This window comes from Roseburia inulinivorans DSM 16841 (assembly GCF_000174195.1).
GTDB classification, from domain to species: Bacteria; Bacillota; Clostridia; order Lachnospirales; family Lachnospiraceae; genus Roseburia; species Roseburia inulinivorans.
Map to the genome: position 1 here is coordinate 13,572 of NZ_ACFY01000033.1, position 24,844 is coordinate 38,415.

Annotated in this window: 28 protein-coding genes and 1 pseudogene; 27 read left to right on the forward strand and 2 right to left on the reverse strand. The window is 42.5% G+C overall.

The window, feature by feature from the left end:
* Nucleotides 1-113 precede the first annotated feature (113 nt).
* The 14 genes from ROSEINA2194_RS03325 to ROSEINA2194_RS03385 all read left to right on the forward strand — a co-directional run bounded on the left by ROSEINA2194_RS03325 (nt 114) and on the right by ROSEINA2194_RS03385 (nt 11,626).
* Nucleotides 114-545 (forward strand): A24 family peptidase, encoded by a 432-nt coding sequence (locus ROSEINA2194_RS03325; RefSeq protein WP_227970584.1) that lies wholly within the window; start codon nt 114-116, stop codon nt 543-545.
* The gene (locus ROSEINA2194_RS03330) at nt 532-1,557 is read left to right on the forward strand and encodes a hypothetical protein (protein ID WP_007883388.1); all 1,026 of its coding nucleotides are present in this window, start codon (nt 532-534) and stop codon (nt 1,555-1,557) included. Before ROSEINA2194_RS03325 ends, ROSEINA2194_RS03330 begins: the two co-directional genes overlap by 14 nt.
* Before the next feature lie 50 nt (nt 1,558-1,607).
* Complete coding sequence (locus ROSEINA2194_RS03335) at nt 1,608-2,852, forward strand: TadA family conjugal transfer-associated ATPase (RefSeq protein ID WP_007883389.1); 1,245 nt, start codon at nt 1,608-1,610, stop codon at nt 2,850-2,852.
* Nucleotides 2,842-3,504: a type II secretion system F family protein gene (locus ROSEINA2194_RS03340; RefSeq protein ID WP_007883391.1), complete on the forward strand. Its 663-nt coding sequence runs from the start codon at nt 2,842-2,844 to the stop codon at nt 3,502-3,504. The genes ROSEINA2194_RS03335 and ROSEINA2194_RS03340 overlap by 11 nt, the downstream gene beginning before the upstream one ends.
* Before the next feature lie 139 nt (nt 3,505-3,643).
* On the forward strand, nt 3,644-4,891 hold the full coding sequence (locus tag ROSEINA2194_RS03345) for a type II secretion system F family protein (RefSeq protein ID WP_007883392.1): 1,248 nt from the start codon (nt 3,644-3,646) through the stop codon (nt 4,889-4,891).
* Between the two features lie 122 nt (nt 4,892-5,013).
* Complete coding sequence (locus ROSEINA2194_RS03350) at nt 5,014-5,196, forward strand: Flp1 family type IVb pilin (protein ID WP_007883393.1); 183 nt, start codon at nt 5,014-5,016, stop codon at nt 5,194-5,196.
* Entirely contained in the window at nt 5,196-6,746 is a 1,551-nt protein-coding gene (locus ROSEINA2194_RS03355; protein ID WP_007883394.1) for a DUF5702 domain-containing protein, read from the forward strand. Before ROSEINA2194_RS03350 ends, ROSEINA2194_RS03355 begins: the two co-directional genes overlap by 1 nt.
* A gap of 172 nt (nt 6,747-6,918) precedes the next feature.
* A complete protein-coding gene (locus ROSEINA2194_RS03360) occupies nt 6,919-7,632 on the forward strand; it encodes a pilus assembly protein (RefSeq protein WP_172727043.1) in 714 nt (237 codons plus the stop codon).
* 2 nt (nt 7,633-7,634) lie between these two features.
* Nucleotides 7,635-8,150, forward strand: a complete 516-nt coding sequence (locus ROSEINA2194_RS23750) for a prepilin peptidase (protein ID WP_217284408.1) — start codon at nt 7,635-7,637, stop codon at nt 8,148-8,150.
* Nucleotides 8,056-8,265, forward strand: coding sequence for a hypothetical protein (locus ROSEINA2194_RS20850; protein WP_021922184.1), 210 nt, complete (start codon nt 8,056-8,058; stop codon nt 8,263-8,265). Before ROSEINA2194_RS23750 ends, ROSEINA2194_RS20850 begins: the two co-directional genes overlap by 95 nt.
* On the forward strand, nt 8,255-8,920 hold the full coding sequence (locus tag ROSEINA2194_RS03370; RefSeq protein ID WP_044927103.1) for a DUF6382 domain-containing protein: 666 nt from the start codon (nt 8,255-8,257) through the stop codon (nt 8,918-8,920). Before ROSEINA2194_RS20850 ends, ROSEINA2194_RS03370 begins: the two co-directional genes overlap by 11 nt.
* A gap of 136 nt (nt 8,921-9,056) precedes the next feature.
* Complete coding sequence (locus ROSEINA2194_RS03375) at nt 9,057-9,389, forward strand: FHA domain-containing protein (RefSeq protein ID WP_007883405.1); 333 nt, start codon at nt 9,057-9,059, stop codon at nt 9,387-9,389.
* Nucleotides 9,390-9,475: 86 nt separating this feature from the next.
* A complete protein-coding gene (locus tag ROSEINA2194_RS19580) occupies nt 9,476-10,528 on the forward strand; it encodes a rhomboid family intramembrane serine protease (RefSeq protein WP_049887975.1) in 1,053 nt (350 codons plus the stop codon).
* Between the two features lie 108 nt (nt 10,529-10,636).
* Nucleotides 10,637-11,626, forward strand: a complete 990-nt coding sequence (locus tag ROSEINA2194_RS03385) for an SCP2 sterol-binding domain-containing protein (RefSeq protein WP_007883411.1) — start codon at nt 10,637-10,639, stop codon at nt 11,624-11,626.
* Here ROSEINA2194_RS03385 and ROSEINA2194_RS03390 read toward each other — a convergent pair.
* Nucleotides 11,613-12,128 carry a sensor histidine kinase gene (locus ROSEINA2194_RS03390; protein WP_118091903.1) on the reverse strand — a complete coding sequence of 172 codons (516 nt, stop codon included), beginning with the start codon at nt 12,126-12,128 and terminating at the stop codon, nt 11,613-11,615. The genes ROSEINA2194_RS03385 and ROSEINA2194_RS03390 overlap by 14 nt on opposite strands.
* A gap of 264 nt (nt 12,129-12,392) precedes the next feature.
* Between ROSEINA2194_RS03390 and ROSEINA2194_RS03395 the strand changes: the two genes are divergently transcribed.
* Nucleotides 12,393-12,815: an HIT family protein gene (locus tag ROSEINA2194_RS03395; protein ID WP_007883413.1), complete on the forward strand. Its 423-nt coding sequence runs from the start codon at nt 12,393-12,395 to the stop codon at nt 12,813-12,815.
* A 77-nt stretch (nt 12,816-12,892) separates the two neighbouring features.
* On the opposite strand, the gene murG is transcribed toward ROSEINA2194_RS03395, so the two are convergent.
* Nucleotides 12,893-13,966 carry an undecaprenyldiphospho-muramoylpentapeptide beta-N-acetylglucosaminyltransferase gene (gene murG, locus ROSEINA2194_RS03400; RefSeq protein ID WP_044927112.1) on the reverse strand — a complete coding sequence of 358 codons (1,074 nt, stop codon included), beginning with the start codon at nt 13,964-13,966 and terminating at the stop codon, nt 12,893-12,895.
* Between the two features lie 265 nt (nt 13,967-14,231).
* Between murG and ROSEINA2194_RS03405 the strand changes: the two genes are divergently transcribed.
* The 12 genes and pseudogenes from ROSEINA2194_RS03405 (at nt 14,232) to lysS (ending at nt 24,773) form a co-directional block, all read left to right on the forward strand.
* Nucleotides 14,232-14,537, forward strand: a complete 306-nt coding sequence (locus ROSEINA2194_RS03405; protein WP_007883415.1) for a hypothetical protein — start codon at nt 14,232-14,234, stop codon at nt 14,535-14,537.
* A gap of 129 nt (nt 14,538-14,666) precedes the next feature.
* The gene (locus ROSEINA2194_RS03410; protein ID WP_252832544.1) at nt 14,667-15,611 is read left to right on the forward strand and encodes an SH3 domain-containing protein; all 945 of its coding nucleotides are present in this window, start codon (nt 14,667-14,669) and stop codon (nt 15,609-15,611) included.
* Nucleotides 15,608-15,979 (forward strand): cell wall hydrolase, encoded by a 372-nt coding sequence (locus tag ROSEINA2194_RS21705; protein ID WP_007883417.1) that lies wholly within the window; start codon nt 15,608-15,610, stop codon nt 15,977-15,979. Before ROSEINA2194_RS03410 ends, ROSEINA2194_RS21705 begins: the two co-directional genes overlap by 4 nt.
* A 220-nt stretch (nt 15,980-16,199) precedes the next feature.
* Nucleotides 16,200-17,126, forward strand: coding sequence for an SPFH domain-containing protein (locus ROSEINA2194_RS03415; RefSeq protein ID WP_021922193.1), 927 nt, complete (start codon nt 16,200-16,202; stop codon nt 17,124-17,126).
* 136 nt (nt 17,127-17,262) lie between these two features.
* Nucleotides 17,263-18,251, forward strand: a pseudogene (argF, locus tag ROSEINA2194_RS03420) (ornithine carbamoyltransferase).
* Between the two features lie 74 nt (nt 18,252-18,325).
* On the forward strand, nt 18,326-19,303 hold the full coding sequence (locus ROSEINA2194_RS03425) for a biotin--[acetyl-CoA-carboxylase] ligase (protein WP_007883421.1): 978 nt from the start codon (nt 18,326-18,328) through the stop codon (nt 19,301-19,303).
* A gap of 31 nt (nt 19,304-19,334) precedes the next feature.
* On the forward strand, nt 19,335-19,694 hold the full coding sequence (locus ROSEINA2194_RS03430; RefSeq protein ID WP_007883422.1) for a DUF6145 family protein: 360 nt from the start codon (nt 19,335-19,337) through the stop codon (nt 19,692-19,694).
* A gap of 1 nt (nt 19,695) precedes the next feature.
* Nucleotides 19,696-20,490 (forward strand): type III pantothenate kinase, encoded by a 795-nt coding sequence (locus ROSEINA2194_RS03435; protein WP_007883423.1) that lies wholly within the window; start codon nt 19,696-19,698, stop codon nt 20,488-20,490.
* A 77-nt stretch (nt 20,491-20,567) separates the two neighbouring features.
* Nucleotides 20,568-21,551 carry a tRNA dihydrouridine synthase DusB gene (dusB, locus tag ROSEINA2194_RS03440; RefSeq protein ID WP_007883424.1) on the forward strand — a complete coding sequence of 328 codons (984 nt, stop codon included), beginning with the start codon at nt 20,568-20,570 and terminating at the stop codon, nt 21,549-21,551.
* 19 nt (nt 21,552-21,570) lie between these two features.
* On the forward strand, nt 21,571-22,146 hold the full coding sequence (locus ROSEINA2194_RS03445) for a hypothetical protein (RefSeq protein ID WP_007883429.1): 576 nt from the start codon (nt 21,571-21,573) through the stop codon (nt 22,144-22,146).
* A 104-nt stretch (nt 22,147-22,250) separates the two neighbouring features.
* The gene (gene greA / locus ROSEINA2194_RS03450; RefSeq protein ID WP_007883431.1) at nt 22,251-22,730 is read left to right on the forward strand and encodes a transcription elongation factor GreA; all 480 of its coding nucleotides are present in this window, start codon (nt 22,251-22,253) and stop codon (nt 22,728-22,730) included.
* Between the two features lie 81 nt (nt 22,731-22,811).
* Nucleotides 22,812-24,773: a lysine--tRNA ligase gene (gene lysS / locus ROSEINA2194_RS03455; protein ID WP_044927114.1), complete on the forward strand. Its 1,962-nt coding sequence runs from the start codon at nt 22,812-22,814 to the stop codon at nt 24,771-24,773.
* Nucleotides 24,774-24,844: the final 71 nt, after the last annotated feature.

The window sequence follows — 24,844 nt, forward strand, 5'->3', positions numbered from 1 at the left end:
GCCAAAGTTCGACTTTTTTCACAATTGCTATAGACAAGCAAAAATGCGGTTGCTATAATGCGACTTACAACAAAGCGAGGTGATGAATTGGGGCGATTACAAATCTGACACTGCTGACATTTTTATCGATTGCAGTGGTAACAGATGTGCAATGCATGAAGATCAGTAACCGGCTGATCGTGTGTGGATTAATATGGGGACTGGTACTCAAAATTTGGGGAAATGGGTACGTTGGTATTCTGTATTTTATTCTTAATATTACAATTCCGGTGGTTCTTTTATTTCTTTTATTTCAGATGCATGCTCTTGGAGCAGGCGACATCAAATTATTTTCCTTAGTAGGTAGTTTTTTGACAACAAAGCAGTTATTTCTGGTAATGTTTGATTCCTTTCTTTTTGCAGCAGTGCTTGGCATGGGAAAAGTAGTGCAGCTTTATCTTTCACAGGGAGGGAAAAAGGAAAGATTCACAAAAATTCATTTTTCCATCGAAATCCTGCTGGCAGTTGTGTATGTAACAGGGAGGTGTGTAGTTGCAAAAAATTAAAATTGCCCTTTGTGATAAGGACAAGTTTTATTGTGAGCGCTTTGCGGCTTATATGATGAACCATAAAGCGCAGGAAATTGAGTTGAATATTTATTCCACGATCGAGCAGTTTACCGGAGATGAGAAAATGGGAAACTTTGATCTGGTGATTGCAGGGAGAGGATTTGAGGAGTTTTCTTCGGACGTAAATATCATGTATCTGTCTGATCTGTGTGGAAATCAGGCGGCGGAGGAGGCAATGTGGGAAAAAGATACGATACCGCAGAAGAAAATTGTTACGAAATATCAACCGATGGAACAGTTGCTGCATGAAATTTATGTGCAGGCAGGGATGACCAAAAGGGAACCTGTGGGAGTGCAGGTTGCGACACATGGGAAGGTGATCGGGGTAGTTTCTCCGGAATGTCATGAGATGCAGGAACTGTTTTCGGTGATGCATGCGGTAAATCTTGGCAGAGAGCAGAAAGTACTGTATTTCAATTTCCTTGAGTTTTCGGGCTTTCGGGAATTATTCGGACAAACAGGGAATTTTGATTTTACAGACGTAGTTTTAAAACTCCGCAGTGGGGAACTGACGACAGAGTATTTTTGGAACTGTGTCTATGAAATGTCCGGAATATCTGTGATTTTGCCTTTTGAAAATCCGGAAAATATCAGGCAGATTGGCAGACAGGAGTGGGAACAATTTATTGATTTTATGGAACAAAATACGGACTTTGAGGTGCTTGTCGTAGATTTTGGCGTGAGTATGCCGGAACTGGCAGATTGTATGAGCCGCTGTGATGAACTGCTTCTGATTGGCAGGGAAGGTTATTTTTACGAGTGCAGGGACAAGCATTTTTATGAGTGGCTGGAAAAGACAGGACATCAGGCAGTGGCAGAAAAAATTCACAAAGTCAATGTGCCATATACGGCTAAAAATATTCATGGCGGTGGAAATGTCATCGAGCAGTTACAGTGGAGTGAATTTGGTGATTTTGTCAGAAGATGGAAGGAGATCATGGATGAGTAGCAAATGTTTGGAGTGCGTATTGTGAGGAAAAGGAGAGTTTGGGAGGAATTATGCAGACATCGGATGAAGAAATTCAAAAGCTGAGGGAACATATTCTCGCGGAAATTGACCTCACCAGAGAGATGAGTGATACCGAAATCCGGGCAATTGTCTCAGAAAAATGCAGTATTTACGGAAAACAAAAATTTTTAAAACTGTCAGAGCAGGAAGCGTTAGAACAGTATCTGTTCCATTCGCTCCGCAAGCTGGATGTGTTGCAGGAATTACTGGATGATCCGGAAATCACAGAGATTATGGTAAATGGGGCAGAGCATATTTTTTACGAAAAAAGAGGGCAGCTGTTTGAGTCAGATAAGCATTTTACTTCCAAAGAGAAATTAAATGATGTCATTCAGCAGATGGCAGGAAGTAATAACCGTATGGTGAATGAGGCATCGCCGATCGTGGATACGCGCCTTGCAAATGGTTCAAGGGTAAATATTGTGTTACAGCCGATTGCAATTGACGGTTCGGCTATCTCAATCCGTAAATTTCCGGAGCAGCCGTTTGTGATGGAAGATCTGATCCGATTTGGAGCAATCACAGAGGAGGCAGCAGAGTTTTTAAAAGTGCTTGTGCTTTCCGGGTATAACATTTTTGTTTCCGGTGGGACAGGTTCCGGAAAAACAACATTTTTAAATGCATTGTCACAGTTTATCCCAAGGGAGGAACGAATTATCACAATTGAGGATTCGGCAGAACTGCAATTGATCGACAAACCCAATTTGGTGCGGTTGGAAACAAGGAATGCCAATACCGAAGGGGTTCTGCCGATCACGATACGCGACCTGATCAAAACGGCACTTCGCATGAGACCAAACCGGGTGATTGTGGGAGAGTGTCGTGGAGCGGAGGCACTGGATGTGCTGCAGGCGATGAATACAGGGCATGATGGAAGTTTGTCCACCGGACATGCCAATTCCTGCAAAGATATGTTAAGCCGATTGGAAACGATGGTTTTAATGGGGATGGAACTGCCGCTTCCAGCGATTCGAAGCCAGATTGCGTCCGGCATTGATATTCTGATTCATCTTGGACGTATGCGGGATAAGAGCCGAAAGGTACTTTCAATTACAGAAATTGCAGGATACGAGGAAAATAACATCATTTTGAATGACATATACCGCTTGGAAGAAGAGAAAGCGGAAGAAAATACAGTACATGAAAATACAGTACATAGAGCAATGGAAAAAGTCGGTGATCTGATACACACAGAGAAAATGATAAGGGCAGGGTATTGTCTGGATGGATTATAGTACATATTTTTTGAGCAAAAAAGAAATGATGGTTTGCATTGGAAAAGGAATTCTGGCGGGAATGCTTGCGGCGTGGATTTTATATCAGTCTGTATATGGCATGGTCACTGTTTTTATTTTCATTCCACTGTGTATTCAAAGAGAGAAAAAGAAACGGCGGGAACAGCAAAAAGAGACACTTCTTTTGCAGTTCCGCGATGCAATGCAGAGTGTTGCGGCAGCACTTCAGGCGGGATATTCCATGGAGAATGCATGGCGGGAGAGCGAGAAGGAGATGACGGAACTATATGGACAGGATGGGATATTTGTCGGAGAACTGCATCAGATCAATCAGGCGGTTGGAATGAACCAGCCAATTGAAAAACTGTTATATGAATTTGCGCTTCGCAGCGATTGTGAAGATATTCAGAATTTTTCCGATGTTTTTTTGTTCGCGAAACGCAGTGGCGGTGATTTTCACAAAATTATAGCAACAACCATTGAACATATCAGCGATAAGATCGAGGTGGAAAGAGAGGTTCAGACAGTAATTTCTGCAAAGAAGATGGAACAGAAGATTATGAATGTAATTCCTGTTTTCATTATTTTATATCTGAATCTGACATCAGGAGAATTTTTTGGCACCATTGTATGGAAATATTTTTGGAATTAGTGTTATGACAGGCGCGTTGGGTGCGTATCTTGCTGCAATAAAAATTTCTGCAAAAATGACAGCTATTAAGGTCTGACAGATATGTGGGTGGAGCGTTAAGTGTATTCTGAAGAGTTGAGTGAAATCTGGGAAGGAATATATGAAAAATAGAAAAAGTGAAAAGCAGGGACAGAGCCTTTATCGAAAAATGGGGAAGGTCTTTGCGTTATTTGCTGTGTTGGCTGGGGCAGCGCTGATACAGGAATCTATGAATCCGGTGTTAAAGCAGGGAAATGTATTGGAGCGGCAGGCATATGGAGATGGCAACTACGATGCAGAACTTATCTGGGAAATTCCAGAGAAGGAACTGGAACAGGAACTGTCAGTGCACGTGGCAGAGCAGGGGCTGACGAAGGAAGAACAGCAGGCATTGCTTGCGGCGGCAGAGCAGGAGATCGCAGAGACTTTTCCGGGAGAAAATGAATCTGTAGATGAGATCCGAAAGGATGTCTGCATCCAGTCACAGTATCAGGACGGACAGGTGACGGCAGATTGGAGTTTTGATTCTTATCAGTATGTCGATCTGGAAGGGCATGTAATGAATGACAGTTTAGAGGAAGAGGAAATATTGGTGAAGGCTGTCGTGGAATTAGGCTGTGACAGTCAGACGTTGGAGTATCAGTTTTTCTTTCAAATTTGTCCAAAGATATATTCAGAGAAAGAAAAAATTAACAATAAATTAAAACAGGAATTAATAAAAAAGAACGAAAAAACCAACGATTCTACGCTGATTTTGCCGGAATCCATAGATGACCAGACAATCATATGGAAGGAAAAAAGTGAGAGAATGCCTTTAAAATTGCTGCTTCTTGGGATGATTGCAGCGGGCTGTGTTCCATTGGTCGAGAAATCCAGAAAGCAGGAAGAGGAAAAACGGCGAAAAGAAAAATTGCAGTCTGAGTATCCGGAGCTGGTGAGCAAGTTGACAATCCTTCTTGGGGCTGGAATGACATTATTTAGCGCATGGAACAAAATTGCAACGAGTTACAGCAATAAGCGGAAAAATAATACGATACCGATTCATCCGTTATATGAGGAGATGCTTATCACATGTCATGAGATTGAGAGCGGAGTTGGAGAGGCACGGGCTTATGAACGCTTTGGAGAGCGATGTGGATTGCATCGTTACCGGAAATTTTGCAGTTTGCTTGTCCAGAATCTTCGAAAAGGAACGAGGGGACTGGTGCAGCTATTAGAACAGGAAGTTTCAGATGCCTTTGAAGAACGCAAAAATCTGGCAAAGAAAAGCGGGGAGGAGGCAGGGACAAAAATGCTGTTTCCAATGATGATGATGTTTGGAATTATCATTGTCATTATTATGGTTCCTGCGTTTCTTTCGTTACAGTAAGTAATTGTTTCTCAAAATGATTATCAGAGAATTGTTGGATCTGTAAAATGCAGGGCGGACAATGAAAGGTAGATGTAAGCAGTTTTTTAATTTTTAAAAATAGGAAAGCGAGGAAAAAGAATATGAAAGATCAAATGGTAAGAGTGGCAAAAGAATTTGCAGCAGATGAGAGTGGAGTGGGAGTTGTGGAAATGATATTGATACTTGTCGTTTTAATAGGGCTTGTAATCATCTTTAAAAAGCAGCTCACAAATCTGGTGAACAGTATTTTCGAAACGATTAACAGCAAGGCGGGAAGTATCTAGTGAAGAAGGGAAGTATTACGGTATTTTCAGCGCTATGTATGAGTTTTGTACTTTCAGCCCTTTTTGTATTACTTGAGGCAGCAAGATTTTATGGGCTGTCTCAATATGCGGACTGGAAAGGAAGACAGGGCGTGGAATGTGTGGCGGCAGAATATCAGCCTTATTTATGGGAAGAGTTTCATTTGCTCATGCTGGATGGTAGCTATAGTACATATTTTTTTGAAATCGGCAATGTGACAGGGAGAATGAAAGAGAAACTGGATGAAAATTTGAATCAGAAGAATTTTGGATGGCAGTTTCCGGATATGAATCTGTTTCAGATGGAGACCAGCCACATTTATGAGCCAAAATATTTGCTTGTCACAGATGCTGATGGCGAAGTGCTTCTCGATATGATCTCTGCATATATGAAGACAAATCTGCCCAGAGAGGCAGCAGAAGAGATTCGTCAGAGATATATTAACCAGAATGACATGAAAAATAATACGACGAATGTCGAAGAAACCATTGATCAGGCGAAAGAGAGCATTGAGAGTGCAAGGGCAGAGAAGGAAAAGACAGAGAAAGCAAAGACAGACAATGGAAAAGCAGAAAATGGCAGGCAGGAAAATGAATCTATTGTGAATAGGACAAATGAAAAGGATACACAGCCTCTGGAAGAAAATCCGTTGGATGTTGTGAATGAAATCAGAAAATCGATGAGTCTTTCTACACTTGGACTGGTTGTGGAAAACGCCGGCGAAATCTCTACGAAATGCATGAATCTTGCAGAGGCGATTGAAAAAAGAACCTGCAGTGAAGGAAATATAAATTACGAAGCAGAAAGTGACTGGTATCGGAAAATTCTTGTGCTGGAATATGCGGAATCAAATTTTTCCAACTACTGCAGCCCGAAAGAAAACCATGCATATTCCTATGAGTTGGAATATTTAATTGGAGGACATGAAGAAGAACGAAAGAATTTAGAAGAGGTAGTCAACAGACTGCTATTGTATCGCTGTGCTTCGAATGTCACATATTTACTGTCGGACAGAGAAAAAATGTTACAGTCCGAGACAATCGCTGCTGCATTAGCTGGCTTTACCGGAAATCCGGCAATCATTAAGACGGTACAGATCGCGGTTGTCGGTGCATGGGCATATATCGAAAGTATCCAGGATATCAGGGCATTGCTCATGGGAGGAAAAATTGCGCTGGTGAAGTCAAAAGAGCAGTGGACGACAGATTTGGCGCATCTATTACAGTCGTTTCAAAGCCAGACAAGGGCAAAAGAATGCAGCAATGGTCTAAAATATCAGGATTATTTAAAGCAGATTTTATTTTTTGCAAAGGATGGAACATTATCCTGCCGCATGCTCAATGTAATGGAGCAGGACTTGATTCAGAATGAGGAATATAAAGATTGCAGAATGGATCATATGATCGTTTGTTTCAGGTGTGAGGTGGAATTTGCGGCAGAACCTCTTTTTTCCAGGTTGTCTTTTATAAATAGTGAAAAATTAAAACAATATTCCTTCCGAAGAGAAAATCAGATCAATTACATTCCATAAGAAAGGCAGGTGTGTCCGGGTGTCTCTTATCTTCTCCAAAACTATAAAAAATGAACAAAAATCTCTCCCTGAAAGATGTTCTTTTAGGAAAGGTCCGGCTTGGACCAATGCACCCAAAGAGACACCCGGATGCACCTGTCCGTCCGGTTCTATGACATTGGAGGCAGCAGTTGTGGTGCCGATACTTGCCTGTCTGTTTACATTTGTGTTGTTTTTCTTTCGTGTTATGCAGGTGCAGCTCTGCGTGCAGGATGCATTAGAAGATACGGGACGCACGCTGTCTGTCTATGCAGCCGTAAAGGACAGTCAGGAAGAAAAGTATGCGGTACTTGCAAAAAGTATGTTTATTGCAAAGGCGCGCGAAGATGATAATATCCGAAAATTTGTGACGGGAAATGTTTTCGGAATTACATTTTCAGAATCGTCTTTTGAGGGAAATGATATTTGTCTCAGAGTCCATTATCAGATGAAATTTCCAGTTAGTCTGCTTGGGAAAAAGTCATTCTGGCTCTCGCAGCAGACAATTTATCGAAAGTGGACAGGATGGAAAGACGAACTTGGCATCCAGGATGGTGACAGATGGGTATATATTGCAGAACAGGGAACCGTGTATCATAAGACTTCGGGCTGTACGTATCTGAATTTGTCAATTCAGTCGGTAGAAGATGTGCAAATAGCGGAATATCGGAATGAAAGCGGAGAGAGATACCACAAATGCGAGCTTTGCGCGGATAAAATCAACAAATTTGAAAGGGTATATATCACAAATTACGGAAATAAATATCACACAGATTTAAACTGCAGCGGTATTAAAAGAACCATTGAGATGGTACGCTTATCTGATGTGGAGGGAAAGGGGGCGTGTTCAAAATGCTGGAAGGAATAAGGATGATTGTTTTATTGGTCAGTTTGTTTTTATGTGCATGGATCGATTGGAAAACAGAGCGGGTGAGTGTGCCGCTACTTCTGCTGGGAGGAATGGCAGCCGTATTATTGCATTTGTTTGCACAGGAAGAATCCGTTTTTTATTTAATGACGGGAATGTCTGTTGGTATCGCATTATTACTTTACAGTCTGGTTACACATGAAAGTATCGGATATGGAGATGGATGTTTATTTGTGATGACAGGTTTATTTCTGGGAATTTGGGAGAACCTTGTGCTGCTTTTGCTGGCATCTGTTTTAGCGGGAATCGGCTCGGCAGTGTTGCTTTTTTTTAAGAAAAAAGAAGAAAAAGGAAAGAATACCGTTTGTACCATTTGTATTTACGGCGTATGTTTTATTGTTACTTTGATGGAAGGAGCGGGTTATGCGGGGAAGTTTTTCAATAGAGGCATCATTGATCGTGCCACTTGTGCTTGCGGTCATGGTACTTGCGCTGAGAACCGGAATCGATTGCTATGAAGAGACAAAGGCGCAAGTGGCAAAACTGGGAACAAGAGTATCATTTGATATTGTGGATACAATGTATCTGCTGGATGAGATCACAGATATTGGAGATTTATTTCATGGAGATTGAATATAAAAGGGAACTGACAAAAAGTTATATGTGTGTCAAGACGGATCAGGATTTTCTTCCTTTTGAAAAAGAAATATTAACAAGAAGCAGCATATTAGGGATAGTGCCAGTCAATACGACTTTTGCGGATGCTGCTACAGTCTGCTGGTACGATATTACAGGAATGCAGGCATTTGATCATGCGTTGGAAATGGAAATGATGGACAGTCAGATGCTGACACAGTTTCTCGTAAGCTTATGTGGAACGCTTGAACGGTTAGAAAGTTTTCTGTTAGATCCCAGGCATCTCTGGTTTTCCCGGGAAAGTATATTTAAAAACAACCGGGATGGAAGTTTCTGGTTCTGCTATTGCCCGGAAGGGAAGGAGAATATTACAGAGGGATTTCAAAAACTCATGGAATATCTTCTCACAAAAATCGATCATAAAGATCAGCGGGCGGTAAAAATGGCATACCATATTTATGATCAGGTGATAAAGGAAGGCTATAGTCTGATCGCAATCCGGGAAAGTCTTACTTATGATCGTGTGGATATAGAACCTGTGCCGGACAGAACACTGGAAAATAGCAGAGTAGAGCTTGAGCAGACTTCAGATCAGACGGAAAAAGAAAAAACGTTCACAAAGCAGATAAAGCAGATGGTAAAGCAAAAGTGATTTTTCAAAAGGCAATCGAACATTTTTTCCCGGATGTTGCGAAATTCAAAGAATATAGGAGGCAGCTGGCAAAGAAAAAAGAAAAAAGAATGAAATCCAGCCCATTGTTTTTGAGCCGGAAGAAGAGGAGGTAAAAATGGGACGTCCCACAGTCCTTTTGGCGGATCAGAGAAAAACAATCCGGGGAGTTCTGAGATATGAAGGAAACAACCAACTGCCGGATCTGAAAATTGATACGTTTCCATATGTGATCGGAAGCGCTGCTGACTGTCCCGGTCATGTCGACTGCGCTACGATCAGCCGTCATCATGCAAAAATCACGAAAGTAGAAAATGTATACTTTATTGAAGATATGAATTCTGCCAATGGAACAAAGGCAGGAGGGACGCTCTTAGATTACAAGATGAAAGTGAGTTTACAGGCAAACGAGATCCTTGAGTTTGCAGATGAAAAGTTTAGATTTATTTAAGAAAAACATCGGAGAAATATCATTGCTTCTACCTCTGGAAATCTCTATAATATCCATGAAAGGCTATGAAATGGAGTGGACAGCGAATGAGAAACGAATGGATGGAGATATTTTCTCAGGAAGGATATCGTTTTTGTAAAGTAAAACCGGAAGAGACCGGTGTTTTCTATAAATATTATGAGGAAGGGTTTCATCTTGTAATGTTCATTGATGGTACGAATGGATATCTGCCGACGATGGGACAACTGCAAGTGATGCAGGAGCGGGTGCAGGAACTTTTTTATCATCCGGTGGGAAGGTTACAGGACTTCCTGGAAGGATTTCCGGTGTACCATGTGGAACTGCTGACCATTCTGCTCACGAATCAGTCTGAGAATGCAAAACAACTTTGCTCTGAAGGAAAAAATATCTGGATATATGATCAGGACAGAAAACAGCTGATCATATATGAGAATCAGCCGGGAGATTTCTGGGGACTAAAGAATCGAATTGAACACATGGATGTACAGCAGAACAGCCGGGCATCTGCACCGGTAAGTGGAAAACATTCCATCATGCAGCTGCCGTTTGTCACAGGGCTGATCGCACTTGCAAACATTCTTGTATACATTATATTATCTTTTGGCGGAGCAACAGAAGATGCGTTCTATATGGCATCGAGAGGTGCCATGTATCCGGAGTTTCTTACGATCAATCATCAGTGGTGGCGTTTATTGACAGCAATGTTTTTACATTTTGGAGTGGCACATCTGATGAATAATATGGTAATTTTCTGTTGTGTCGGATCAAGACTGGAGAAATACATAGGTCATTGGAAAATGGCAGTGGTTTATTTTGCCGCAGGAATTGGTGGAGGACTGCTCTCTTATATCATGATGCTATTGTCGGGAAATTATGCCGTATCCGGCGGTGCTTCCGGCGCAGTATTTGGTGTGATCGGTGGACTTTTGTGGGTTGTGATATACCATAGAGGAAAGCTGGAGGGAATGACGACAAAGGGAATCCTGATCATGATCGTATTAAGTCTTTACTTTGGCTTTACAAGCATAGGCGTGGATAACTGGTGCCATGTGGGAGGCATGCTCTGCGGATTTTTGGCAACATTGATTTTATATCACGGAAAACGCCAAAAATATTGATTTTGTCTGCAAAACTTAATATACTTAAAAAAGATGTTGCGGATGAATCCATGAATATAAATCCGCAAATACAGAATAATCTGCTTCGCAGATAGAAAGGGCAGATCAATGAAGATAAATATTTATTATGGCGGCAGAGGGTTGTTAGACGATCCAACTCTTTATGTTTTAAATAAAATGGAGGAAGTTTTAAAAGAACTTCGTGTGACTGTAGAGCGCATCAATATCTATGAGCATAAAAATGAGATTGCAACACTTCCACAGACTATGAAAGACGCGGATGGAATTATTCTGGCGACGACAGTGGAATGGCTAGGAATTGGCGGATACATGCAGCAGTTTTTGGATGCGTGCTGGCTTTATGGAGACAAGGAAAAGATTAAGGTTACTTATATGCAGCCAATCGTTATGTCAACCACTTACGGAGAACGTGAGGGAGAGATGACGCTTGCCAATGCATGGGAGATTCTTGGCGGACTGCCATGTGCAGGACTTTGCGGTTACGTGGAGGATCTCGTCACGTTTGAAATGAATGAGGATTACACCGTCATCATTGAGAAAAAGGCCGAGAATCTTTATCGTACGATTTCCCAGAAGATCAAAAATCTTCCGACAAGCAATCAGGCAGTAAAGCGGAGCATTTCGCGTACACCACAGTTAGAACTGACTCCACAGGAGAGTGAGCAGTTATCCAAATATGTTTCCGATGACTCTTATGTGAAGAAGCAAAAAGAGGATATCGAGGAACTAGCATCCATGTTTAAGGATATGCTTGGAAAGAATCCACAGCCACAGGATGCATTTATGAAAGATTTCCAGAGGCATTTTACACCACAGCAGGATTTTGCTGCCCGCTATTTATTTATGATTGATGGGATGAAAGAACCACTGTTTATTTCTGTAAAGGATGATAAATTAGAAATCAGTTATGGAAAACAGGAGAATATCGATGTGATCGCAAAGCTTTCAGATCAGGTTCTTGAGAGTATCGTGGAAGGCAGAATGACATTCCAGAGAGCTTTCATGACAGGTGAGATGACTGCAAAAGGTAATTTTAAGACACTTCGTATGTTAGATACCATGTTTAACTTTGTGTAAGAGGTAAAGTGAGCGTAAAGGTACAGCCGTCACCAGGTCTGGAATCACAGTGAATCGTTCCGTGATGGGATTCCACAATCTGCTTGGTGATGACAAGACCTAAACCGCTGCCACCGTTTTTGGAAGTGATAAAAGGTTCAAAAATACTGTCTGCAAAGGCAGGATCTAACCCTCCGCCATAGTCGGTTACAGCGATAAGGACAACGTCATTTTCGGATGAAACGCGGATGGTTACGGTTCCTGATTTATCCATGGCTTCATAAGCATTTTTCAGTAAATTAATGAGAGCCTGTTTGAGTAGTTGGGGATCAATATCGATTTCGGGAAGATTTTCTTCCGTTATGATGTTGCAGTGAAAATCAAGAGCTGCGAAGGCGGAGATGGAATCATGGATATCTTCCATATAATCATATAAATTAACATGGCGGAGATTCAGATGATCGCAGAGCCTTGCAGAGGATAACTCTGTGACCATGTTCCGTAATGAGGTGATTTCGGACATAGTTTCTGCCCAATACGCAAAATCAGACACCTCAGGATGTTTCTTTTCAACTAATTGTAAAGAACTGCTGATCAATGTAATAGAATTTTTGATTTCATGGAAAATATTTAGGTAGTCCTCGCTATTTAACAAAATTTCACCCCGGTCTCATTCAGATTTTTACATTAGACAGTCACAGTTTAGCACCAATACAGGGAAACTGCAATCATTAACGAATTACAAAATTCGACAACATAATTTAATATAAGAAAGAAGGATAAAAAAATGAGAGATGAAAATTGTATTTTCTGTAAAATTATTGCAGGAGAAATTCCATCCAACACAATCTATGAGGATGATGAGTTCAAGGTAGTTTTAGATGTCAGCCCGGCGAGCAAGGGACATGCGCTGATTCTGCCAAAGAATCATTATGCAGATCTGTATGAGATCGACGAAAATGTAGCTGCAGATGCCATGAAGCTTGCCAAAAAGCTCGCAATCCATATGACAGACGTATTAAAATGTGACGGATTCAATCTGGTTCAGAACAATCACGAAGTGGCAGGACAGACAGTATTTCATTTCCATATGCACCTGATCCCAAGATACCTCAATGCAAAGAACAATGATATCTTAAACTGGTCTCATGAAACTTTCTCGCCAGAAGAGATGGCAGAGATCCGTGATTCTTTAAAAATGCAATCATAAGCCAAAAAGGCTGTTGCATGATACAAAAATCGTAGTCTCACGCAACAGCCTTACTACTTTATTAAAAATAGATCATTCTAGTTCTTTTTAGCGGCGTCATCGATCAGAGAGACAATGGCAGCGATCGAATTCGTACCATTACTTTTTTCCATGGCTTCCACATAACGTTCTTTGTGTGAGAAAACATGGTCAATAGCCTCTAACAGAGCGGTGTTTGTCACTGCTTCCTCCTCAAGCACATAACTGTAACCGGAAGAACGGAAAGAATTTGCATTTAAAATCTGATCTCCACGGCTGGCAGCAGCGGACAGCGGAATTAAAATATTAGGTTTGTGCAGTGCAAGCAGCTCACAGATGGCATTGGCTCCGGCACGGGAGATGACTAAAGATGCAAGTGCGAACATATCTGCAAGTTCTTTGTTTGCGTATTCGAACTGTGCATAGCCATCGGTATCTTTTAAAGTTTCGTCAAGGTTTCCCTTTCCACATAAATGGATAATGTTATAGCGTTTCAGTAACTCTGGAAGAAGATCACGGATTGCGGTGTTGATCGCACGTGAGCCGGTACTTCCACCAATAATTAAAATAACCGGTTTCTCCGTATTTTCAAAGCGGCAGAGTCTGATCGCATTCGAAGGATTTCCATTTAATAATTCCTGACGGATCGGAGAACCAGTGAGAACTGCTTTTCCCTCAGGAAGATACTTCATTGTCTCAGGAAAATTGCAGCATACTTTTGTAGCACTTGGAATGGCAAGTTTGTTTGCAAGACCGGGTGTAATGTCGGATTCATGGATAATTGCAGGGATTTTACAGTGTTTTGCTGCCAGAACAACAGGAACAGATACAAAGCCCCCCTTGGAAAATACAACGTCCGGTTTTATTTTTTTTAACAGGCGGATTGACTGATAATAGCCTTTGATCACCTTAAATGGATCAGAAAAATTCTTTACATCAAAATATCTTCTCAGTTTTCCGGAAGAGATTCCGTAATAAGGAACTTTTTGTGCTTCAATCAACCCCTTTTCAATTCCCTCATAGGAACCGATATAAGAGATTTCATATCCCTCGCTGCGAAGCGCAGGCATCAGGGCAATATTCGGTGTGACATGTCCGGCTGTACCGCCTCCGGTCATTACGATTTTTTTCATAAGAAGTCCTTTCTGTGCAAAAAAGCATGGATTCTGCACTTCAATTCTTCCATATTTATAATACCCATATGCAAAAAAGTCAAGAAAATGACTTGTGCTTTTCTTGTCGGAACTTGCGATTGATTTTGCAGGCAAGTCCCTTTTCAAAAAATAAAAACATTTTTATAATGTAAATATGAAGTAATAGCAATCATGAAGGACAGTAATTATGAAGCTGCCGAAGAATGGCGGGGATTGAATAATTACGAGAAAGAGGTAATGTACGATGGAAGTGGTGATGCAGATGATGTATTCCTATTCACTTGAGCTTCTTGCAGCAGCAGTTGGGCTGATGCTTTTGCTTGAACTTGTCACATTACGAAAGATAAATAAATGGAAAAGGAAAGAAAAAGAACAATTTTTTGAACTGGAAGAAAAACTGAGCCGTATATCCGAAAAGCAGAACGAGACGGCACGGGAGATCACGCAGCAGGCGCAGGATGATAAAATGGCGCAAAAGTCCAGTGAGAATCCGGAAAAAGAGGCTCCGGAGAAGCTGATCGATGCTGTGCTCACTGAGGTGTTTTCCTGAAAACTTGACAATTTTATATCTGTTTGCTATAATCGCTCCTGTAACAAATCCGTAACAATTGTAACAATTATGAATAAAACACAACAAAGGTGTAATATTATTTAGTAATGAACACTGATGGAGGTTTCTATGAATTTAAAGAAAAGAGCGGCAGGAGCCATTGCAGTTGCCATGTCAGTGGTAGTGATGACCTCGGTCGCACAGGCTGCACCAGCGGATTATAAAACAGGTGTGGCATCACAGGCAACAACGACTGACTTAGCTACAAATGGAATTGCAGGAATCGCAGTATCTATGAGTCAGTATGAGAGCGATGCCTACGAATATATCGGGCTGGCAGATGCGAATGTGCAGCAGATGAATGTTGCACGTGTTACATCCGGTGATGCGGCAGAGCAGGATGCAGACGCTGCAGAGGAAGGTCTGACCGAAATGACTGTAGATGTGGCAGATGCGGATACTGCCGTACAGGCAGAGAATGCGGCATCTGGTACAGAGACGGATGTTTCGACAGAAACAGCAGACAGTGAGCAGACAGAGGAAGAAGAACTCTGGCAGAATCGCCTTATGGCAGACGTCAATGACTATTTATATGTCAGAGCTTCCGCAGATGCTGATGCAGAGATCGTAGGAAAATTATACAAAGGTGATGTCGCAGAGATCCAGGAGGAAGGAAGTGGCTGGACACATGTTGCGTCGGGAAATGTGGACGGATATGTGAACAATGATTACTGCGTGACCGGAACAGAGGCACTTGCCTACGCACAGCAGAATTTTGATACAGAGGCAGAGGTTCGCACCAATGGACTTCGTATCAGAAGCGAAGCGGATGAGAATGCTTCCGTTATCACAGCAGTTTCCGAGGGAACTACCTTGAAAGTTGATTCCGGTGTGGAGACAGATGATAAATGGATAGCTGTTGTATATGGCGGAACAACCCGTTATGTCAGCGCAGATTATGTCACAACATCCTTAGCTTTGGGCGAGGGTATTACGATTGAAGAAGAACAGGCAGAGCTGGCAAGGATCGCTGAGGAAGAGGCGGCAAAAAAGCAGCACAGGTTACGGAAGTGACAACGGTACAGAATGCAGCAGTTGAGGCAACTGTGGATGATGTGACACTGCTTGCAGCAATTATTCAGTGTGAGGCTGGAAATGAAGTATATGAGGGACAGCTTGCAGTCGGTGCAGTTGTTATGAACCGTGTCAGATCAGGCGGTTATCCAAGTACCGTGCATGATGTTATTTACCAGAAGAGTCAGTTTCCACCGGCTGGAGCAGGATCAGTTGCAAATGTAGCGGCAAAAGGACCAAAGCAGTCCTGCTTACAGGCAGCACAGGAAGCATTGAACGGAACTGACAATACAGGCGGTGCAACCTGTTTCAGACGTGCAAGTTCAGGTCATGCAGGTGTTGTGATCGGAAATCATGTATTTTATTAAGATAAGCTGAACGGGTTACCGGAACAGGGTACGGGTGAACAGCAGCGTTGAGGGTGTCTTTGGAAGGCATCCTCAATTTTTTATTTGTATTCTGATAGCAAATATAGTAATATGGAACGTAACAGAGACAGATCGTGATCAGAAATGTATGGATGGATTACGAATAGCAGGGTCTCTGAAGTCAAAAACTAAAACAAAACAAGATGACGGAGGGAATGTTATGGGTTTACTTATCGCACTTATTGTGCTCATTCTGGTTGCACTTGCAATCGCAGTTTCATGTATTAAGATCGTGCCACAGGCTAATGCAATTGTTGTAGAACGTCTGGGCGGATATCTTACCACCTGGTCGGTAGGACTTCATTTCAAAGCACCATTTATCGACCGCGTAGCGAAAAAGGTTTTGTTAAAAGAGCAGGTGGTTGATTTCCCACCACAGCCGGTTATTACAAAAGATAACGTAACCATGCAGATCGATACCGTTGTATACTTCCAGATCACAGATCCAAAGCTTTATGCATACGGAGTTGAGAATCCGATCATGGCAATCGAGAATCTGACTGCCACAACACTTCGTAACATCATCGGTGATCTCGAATTAGATGAGACACTGACATCCAGAGAGACGATCAACACCAAGATGAGATCATCTCTTGATGTTGCAACAGATCCTTGGGGAATCAAAGTAAATCGTGTGGAATTAAAGAACATCATTCCACCGGCAGCGATCCAGGATGCAATGGAGAAACAGATGAAGGCAGAACGTGAACGTCGTGAAGCTATTCTTCGTGCGGAAGGTGAGAAAAAATCCACAGTCCTCGTTGCAGAAGGTAAAAAAGAATCTGCAATCCTTGATGCAGAGGCAGAGAAACAGGCAGCTATCCTCCGTGCAGAGGCTCACAAAGAGGCTACCATCCGCGAGGCAGAAGGTCAGGCAGAAGCAATCCTCAAGATCCAGCAGGCAAATGCAGATGGTCTTCGTATGTTAAAAGAAGCAGCACCGGATGCAGGCGTTCTTCAGTTAAAGAGTTTAGAGGCATTTGCAAAGGCAGCCGACGGAAAAGCTACCAAGATTATTATCCCATCCGAGATTCAGGGAATTGCAGGTCTTGCAAAATCTGTTGTCGAGGTCGGAAAAGAGAATTAAGCATGAAAACGAGGCTGCCGCAGGAAAATATTCCGTGGCAGCCTGTTCTATCTTAGAAGAAAATGCAGCCGGTAAACTTTTATTCGTGGAAAAAGGGATGCATTTCAAAATTCAAGCAGAAAAGGACGGTAGAATGATGAACTTAAAAGGACGCAATTTTTTAAAACTCATGGATTACACACCGGAAGAGATCTTATATCTGATCGATCTTGCGGCTGACCTGAAAAAAAAGAAAAAGAAGGCATCTTACATGACAGCCTGATCGGAAAAAACATTGCATTGATCTTTGAAAAGACAAGCACCCGTACCCGCTGTTCTTTCGAAGTTGCAGCGCATGACCTTGGAATGCATGTTACATATCTTGATCCAAGTGGTTCTCAGATTGGCAAGAAAGAGAGTATCCCGGATACAGCAAGAGTGCTTGGACGTATGTTTGATGGAATCGAGTACCGTGGTTACGGACAGGACATCGTGGAGGAACTTGCAAAATACGCCGGTGTTCCGGTCTGGAATGGTCTGACTAATGAATTCCATCCGACACAGATGTTGGCAGATATGCTTACCATCCGTGAACATCTTGGAACGTTAAAAGGAATTAAATTTGTATACATGGGCGATGCCCGCTATAACATGGGTAATTCCCTGATGGTAACATGTGCAAAACTCGGCATGGATTTTGTGGCATGTACCAATAAAAAATATTTTCCAAATGACGAATTAGTAGCATACTGTAAAAACGTTGCAAAAGAGACCGGAGCAACCATCACACTGACAGAGGATGTTGCGGAAGCTGCAAAAGATGCAGATGTTATCTACACGGATGTCTGGGTATCCATGGGTGAACCGGATGAAGTCTGGGCAGAGCGTCTGAATGACCTGATGCCATACCAGGTGAACAAAGCAGTGATGGATCAGGCAAAAGGAACTGCGATTTTCATGCACTGTCTGCCGGCATTCCATGATCTGAAGACAAAAATCGGAAAAGAAGTTTACGAGAAATTCGGTTACAGCGAACTTGAAGTGACCGATGAAGTATTTGAGAGTGCGCAGTCTGTTGTTTTTGATGAGGCGGAAAACAGAATGCACACCATCAAGGCAGTCATGCTCGCAACGCTGGCTGATTAAAAAGCAGCGCAATCAGGATCATACAGATTTGATTACAAATGTAAAATAATTGCGGTAGAAACGTGGAGTAATACATGAAAACAGAAATACTTACCCTGCTCCGTGAGACAGATGGATATGTCTCCGGGCAGGAATTGTGTGAAAAATTTGGTGTCTCACGGACGGCAGTCTGGAAAGCAATTAATCAGTTAAAAGAAGCCGGTTACGAGATCGAGGCCGTCCAGAACAAAGGCTATCGGCTTGTCTCAGTCCCGGATATTTTAAGTGAGAGTGAACTGCAGAGTGTCCGCAAAACCAGATGGATCGGGGAAAAAATTGCATTTTTTGATGTGGTGGATTCTACTAACACCAGAGCAAAACAGCTTGCAGAAGAGGGAGCGCCGAATGGAACCTATGTCATTGCCGAAAGACAGGATGCAGGAAAAGGACGCCGTGGCAGAGGGTTTGACTCCCCGGCAGGGCAGGGAATCTGGATGACGCTGGTGTTAAAGCCGGAAATCGATCCGAACCATGCTTCCATGATTACGTTAGTGACGGCGCTTGCAGTATCTAAGGCGATTACGGATATGACAGGCAGACCGGCCGGTATCAAATGGCCGAACGACATCATCATGAGTGGAAAAAAAGTGTGCGGCATTCTGACAGAAATGAGTGCACAGTTTGATTATGTAAATCATATTGTAGTGGGAATTGGAGTCAATGTGCAGAATAAAAGTTTCCCGAAAGACATTGAATCTGTCGCAACCTCACTTTTTATAGAGACAAAGGAACACTATCACAGGGCAGAATTAGTCGAGCGGATCTGGGAAGCCTTTGAACACTACTACGAGATTTTTTTGCAGACAGAGGATCTTTCCGGTCTTGTAAACGAATACAATTCACATCTTGTGAACATGCATCAGCAGGTAAAAGTGCTTGATCCTAAGGAACCGTTTGAGGGTAAAGCCATGGGAATCACGCCAAAAGGAGAACTGATCGTGGATACCTGGGAGAGTAGAAAGCTTGTCTCCACAGGCGAAGTATCCGTAAGAGGAATCTATGGATACGTGTAAATACCAATATTTATAAAACGGGAAAAGAAATATGAGTGAAAATAAGAAAACAAATCAAATACAGCCACCAGAGGAAATTGTGCTCTGTGGTGCGAGTGCGTACAATCAGAAATTCTATATCAATGAGAATTTCAAAAATCTTCCGGATGAGATCAAAAATCAGTTGAAAGTCATGTGTGTGCTTTTTTGTGCAGATATCGGAGGAATCCTTCAGCTTGTTTTTGACGAGGAAGGAAATCTGGAGTTCCGCACCGCGTGCAATGAGGACGATCTTTTATACGATGATATCGGAAGCGGACTGAAGATCAAAGAACTCCGCCAGAAAAATGAAGATCTGCTCCGTGGACTGGAATTATATTACAAGGTAATTTTTGATAAATTGGAGGAATAACATGATTATTACAATTGATGTAGGAAACACAAACATAACAGTAGGTGTATTCAATGGGGATGAAATAGTAGCAAGTTTTCGTATGACGACCAAAATGCCGCGTACATCAGATGAGTACGGTATGCTGCTGACAAATCTTTTGGAGCAGAACCGCATTCACTGTGATGAGATTCAGGATGCGATCATTGCATCGGTAGTTCCGAATGTCATGCATTCCTTAGAGGGCGCGGTGATCAAATACTTAAACATCCGTCCAATCGTGATCGAGCCGGGAACAAAAACGGGAATCCGTATCGTCACAGAAAACCCACGTCAGATCGGTGCAGACCGTATCGTGGATGCTGCGGCAGCTTATGAGATTTATGGCGGTCCGGTGCTCGTACTTGATTTCGGTACAGCCACCACTTATGACCTTGTAGATGCAACCGGAGCGTTCGTATCCGGTGTCACAGCCCCAGGAATCCGTATTTCCGCAAAGGCACTCTGGGAGGATGCAGCAAAACTTCCGGAGATTGAGATCAAGAAACCGGACAGCATCCTTGCAAAAGAAACCATCACGAGTATGCAGGCTGGGTTGGTGTATGGACAGATCGGACAGACAGAATACATTGTCCGCCATATGAAAGAGGAAGCAAATTTAGGTGAGATCAAAGTGGTTGCCACCGGTGGACTTGGACGTATTATTGCGAGTGAGACTTCCATGATCGATGTGTACGATCCAAACCTGACATTAAAAGGCATGAACCTGATCTATAAAAAACAGAACCGTAAATCAGGCAGGATCAAACAGTCATAACGACAGCAGAAAATGACAAAGAATCAGTCATAAACACAGCGGGAGCTGTAAATCATCAGGACAGATAAGGAAAAACAATGGATTCAATTCGAAAGCTGCAGATCGGAAATGTAACTTTAGAAAACAATTTAATTTTAGCACCAATGGCAGGGGTAACGGACCTGCCATTTCGCTTGCTGTGCAAAGAGCAGGGGGCAGGGCTTTTATGCATGGAAATGGTCAGTGCCAAGGCAATCCTTTACAAAAATAAAAATACAGAGGAGCTTCTGACCATAGATCCAAGAGAAAAACCGGTATCTCTCCAGCTCTTTGGTTCAGACCCGGATATCATGAGTGAGATCGCAAAACAGATCGAGGAGAGACCATTTGATATCTTAGATATCAACATGGGCTGCCCAGTGCCGAAAGTCGTGAATAATGGAGACGGCTCTGCTTTGATGAAAAATCCGCTTCTGGCAGGAAAAATCATTGAGAAAACGGCAAAAGCGATCAAAAAACCTGTGACGGTAAAAATCCGCAAAGGCTTTGACGACGATCATATCAATGCCGTGGAGATGGCACATATCGCGGAGGAGTCCGGTGCTGCAGCAATCGCAGTACATGGCAGGACCAGAGAGCAGTTCTATTCTGGAAAAGCGGACTGGGATATCATACGCCAGGTGAAAGAAGCCGTCTCCATTCCGGTCATTGGAAATGGGGACATCTTAACGGCGGATGATGTGATCCGTATGCAGGATGAGACAAACTGTGATGGTTTTATGATCGCAAGAGGCGCGGAGGGAAATCCGTGGATCTTCAAACAGATCCTACACTACTTTGCGACAGGTGAAAAACTGGAAAAACCATCATTTGCAGAGGTCACGGACATGATCCTGCGCCATGCACAGATGCAGATCGGATTTAAGGGGGAGTACACCGGAATCCGTGAGATGCGCAAACATGCGGCATGGTACACGGCGGGGTATAAAAATTCCTCCCGTCTCCGTGCAAAAATCTGTGAAGTGGAAAATTATGAGCAGCTTCAGGCATTATTTGAAGAGGTATTGGCATATAATAATTAAAAATCTGTGGAGGGACAACATGTCTTATCCTAATGCATATCTTAGGGATTTCGTCCCTGTGCTTGGACAGATTTTAAAAGAGAAACAGATAGCACCGGAAAAACTGCATCTGGAAATTATTGACGAGGAATCCGAAGAAAAAAGTATCTTTGAGCCGGTGGGCGTGGATGAAGTGCTTGACCAGCTTGCGGATGAACTGAACCATCTTACGGTTTACACAGACCGTCCGGCGCATTTTCAGGCATTTGCGGAACAAATCTATGAGGAAAACGGTCTGATGCCGCTCATTTTCACGAAAAAACAGTTGAAAAGCCGTTCGTTTTCCGGTGCGCAGGGTGTGGCGGACAGAGCAGACATGCGGCCCGGGGTGGGAGATACACTCGTTTTGGATTTTGAGTGGGAGGGACAGTGCTATTTCAACCTTCTGGCTCAGGGAAAGAATTACATTCCAATCCACAAGAAACCTTGGAAAATAGCGGAAAATCTTGACATCATAGTGCCTTTCGGTTATAATACTGTGATTGTCAAGAGCAGACAAAATAAGAAAAAAAAGCCCGTAAGAGACAGATTTGAAGAGGCATTTTACTCAGACTGAGCAGAGAGACAACTCGGGCACAAGCGTGCGAGAAACCCGCACATACAAAATCCGGCAGCGCCGGAAAGGGAATAAGAAAGTAATTACAAAGAAGGGTAAACGAGATGGACAAGAAAAACATTCTGACTTATCAAGGACTTAAGAAGCTTGAAGACGAATTACAGGAATTAAAAGTAGTAAGAAGAAAAGAAGTTGCTGCGAAGATCAAAGAGGCGAGAGAACAGGGAGACCTTTCCGAGAACGCTGAGTACGATGCAGCAAAAGACGAGCAGAGAGATATCGAAGCCCGTATCGAAGACATTGAAAAAATCTTAAAAAATGCAGAAGTAGTTGTAGAGGAAGAAGTTGACCTCGACAAGATCAGCATTGGATGTAACGTTAAAATCTTAGATATTGAATTTGACGAGGAATTAGAATATAAAATCGTTGGTTCCACAGAAGCAAACAGCTTAAAAGGAAAAATTTCCAACGAGTCTCCTGTAGGAAAAGCATTACTTGGAAAACAGGTAGGAGATATTGTAAAAGTTGAAACACCGGGTGGAGAGTTTGAATACAAAGTACTTTCCATTCACAGAGCAAACTAAGACAGACTTTGCGTATCCAGTTCCACAGTATTACAGGTGGGAGACAGGATGTGCGAAGAAGCAGTCGGATGGAGGATGAAAATGGCTGAACAGAACAACCAGCAGAAAAAAGGCGGACAGCAGCAGGATGCAAACCAGCTTATCCAGGTTCGTTATGACAAATTACATGAATTACAGGCAAACGGAAAAAATCCATTTGAGATCACGAAATATGATGTGACACATCACAGCACAGACATCAAAGACAACTTCGAGAGCCTGGAAGGCCAGGAAGTGACTGTTGCAGGACGTATGATGTTCAAACGTGTTATGGGAAAAGCTTCCTTCTGTAACGTTCAGGATTTAAAAGGACGTATCCAGGCATATGTGGCACGCGATGAGATCGGGGAAGAATCTTATGCAGATTTCAAGAAATATGACGTGGGTGATATTTTAGGAATCAAAGGTAAAGTTTTCAAAACACAGACAGGTGAGATTTCCATCCATGCACAGGAAGTCACACTTTTATCCAAGAGTTTACAGATCTTACCGGAGAAATATCACGGATTGACAGATACAGATGCAAGATATCGTCAGAGATATGTGGATCTTATCATGAACGAGGATGTAAAAGATACTTTTGTAAAACGTTCCAAGGTTATCAGCAGCATCCGTCGTTATTTAGATGGACAGGGATTCATGGAAGTAGAGACACCTATGCTTGTATCCAATGCAGGTGGTGCTTCTGCAAGACCATTTGAAACTCATTTCAATGCATTAAATGAGGATTTAAAACTCCGTATTTCCTTAGAGTTATACTTAAAGAGACTGATCGTTGGCGGTATGGAGCGTGTATATGAGATCGGACGTGTATTCCGTAACGAAGGTCTTGATACAAGACACAATCCGGAGTTCACTCTGATGGAGTTATATCAGGCTTACACAGATTACCATGGCATGATGGATCTGACAGAGAACTTATACCGTTATATTGCAAAAGAGGTAACCGGTTCTGAAATCCTCACATACGGTGAGCATACGATGGATCTTTCCAAACCATTTGAGCGGATCACAATGGTAGACGCAGTCAAAAAATATGCAAACATCGATTTCAACGAAGTTCCGGATACAGCGGCTGCAAAGAAACTTGCAGAAGAGCATCATATTGAATATGAAGAGAGACATGAAAAAGGTGATATCTTAAACTTATTCTTCGAGGAATATGTAGAGGAGCACCTGATCCAGCCAACATTTGTTATGGATCACCCGATTGAGATCTCTCCATTAACAAAAATGAAACCGGAAGATCCGAACTATGTAGAGCGTTTTGAGTTCTTCATGAACGGATGGGAGATGGCAAACGCCTACTCTGAGTTAAATGATCCGGAAGATCAGAGAAGACGTTTCGAAGCTCAGGAGAAAGCTTTTGCAGCAGGTGATGAGGAAGCAAACCACACAGATGAGGACTTCTTAAATGCCCTTGCGATCGGTATGCCTCCAACAGGTGGTATCGGATTCGGTATCGACCGTATGGTTATGATGATGACAAATTCACCGGCGATCAGAGATGTTTTATTATTCCCGACGATGAAGTCATTAGACTCTGACAAGAAGTCTTCTAAGACTTCCGAAGCAGCCCCTGCAGCAAGTGTGCCGACAACAAGTGTGTCCGCAGAGAGCGTACAGCTTGATCTTTCAAAAGTAAAAATTGAGCCTCTTTTTGAGGAATTTGTAGATTTTGATACATTTGCAAAATCTGATTTCAGAGTCGTAAAGATTGAAGCCTGCGAAGCAGTGCCAAAGTCAAAGAAGCTTCTCAAGTTCACATTAAATGATGGAACTGACAAGAAACGCACGATTTTAAGCGGTATTCATGAGTACTATGAGCCGGAACAGCTCGTTGGAAAGACATGTGTAGCAATCACAAACCTTCCTACCAGAATGATGATGGGAATCCCATCAGAAGGAATGCTGATTTCAGCAGTGTACGAGTATGACGGACACGAAGGACTGAATCTGCTTATGTTAGATGACGCAATTCCTGCTGGAGCTAAGCTGTATTAAGAGAATAAAATTAAAGATTGTATTACTTAGAGGACATTTTCTAAAGAAATTTAGAAGATGTCCTCTTTTTG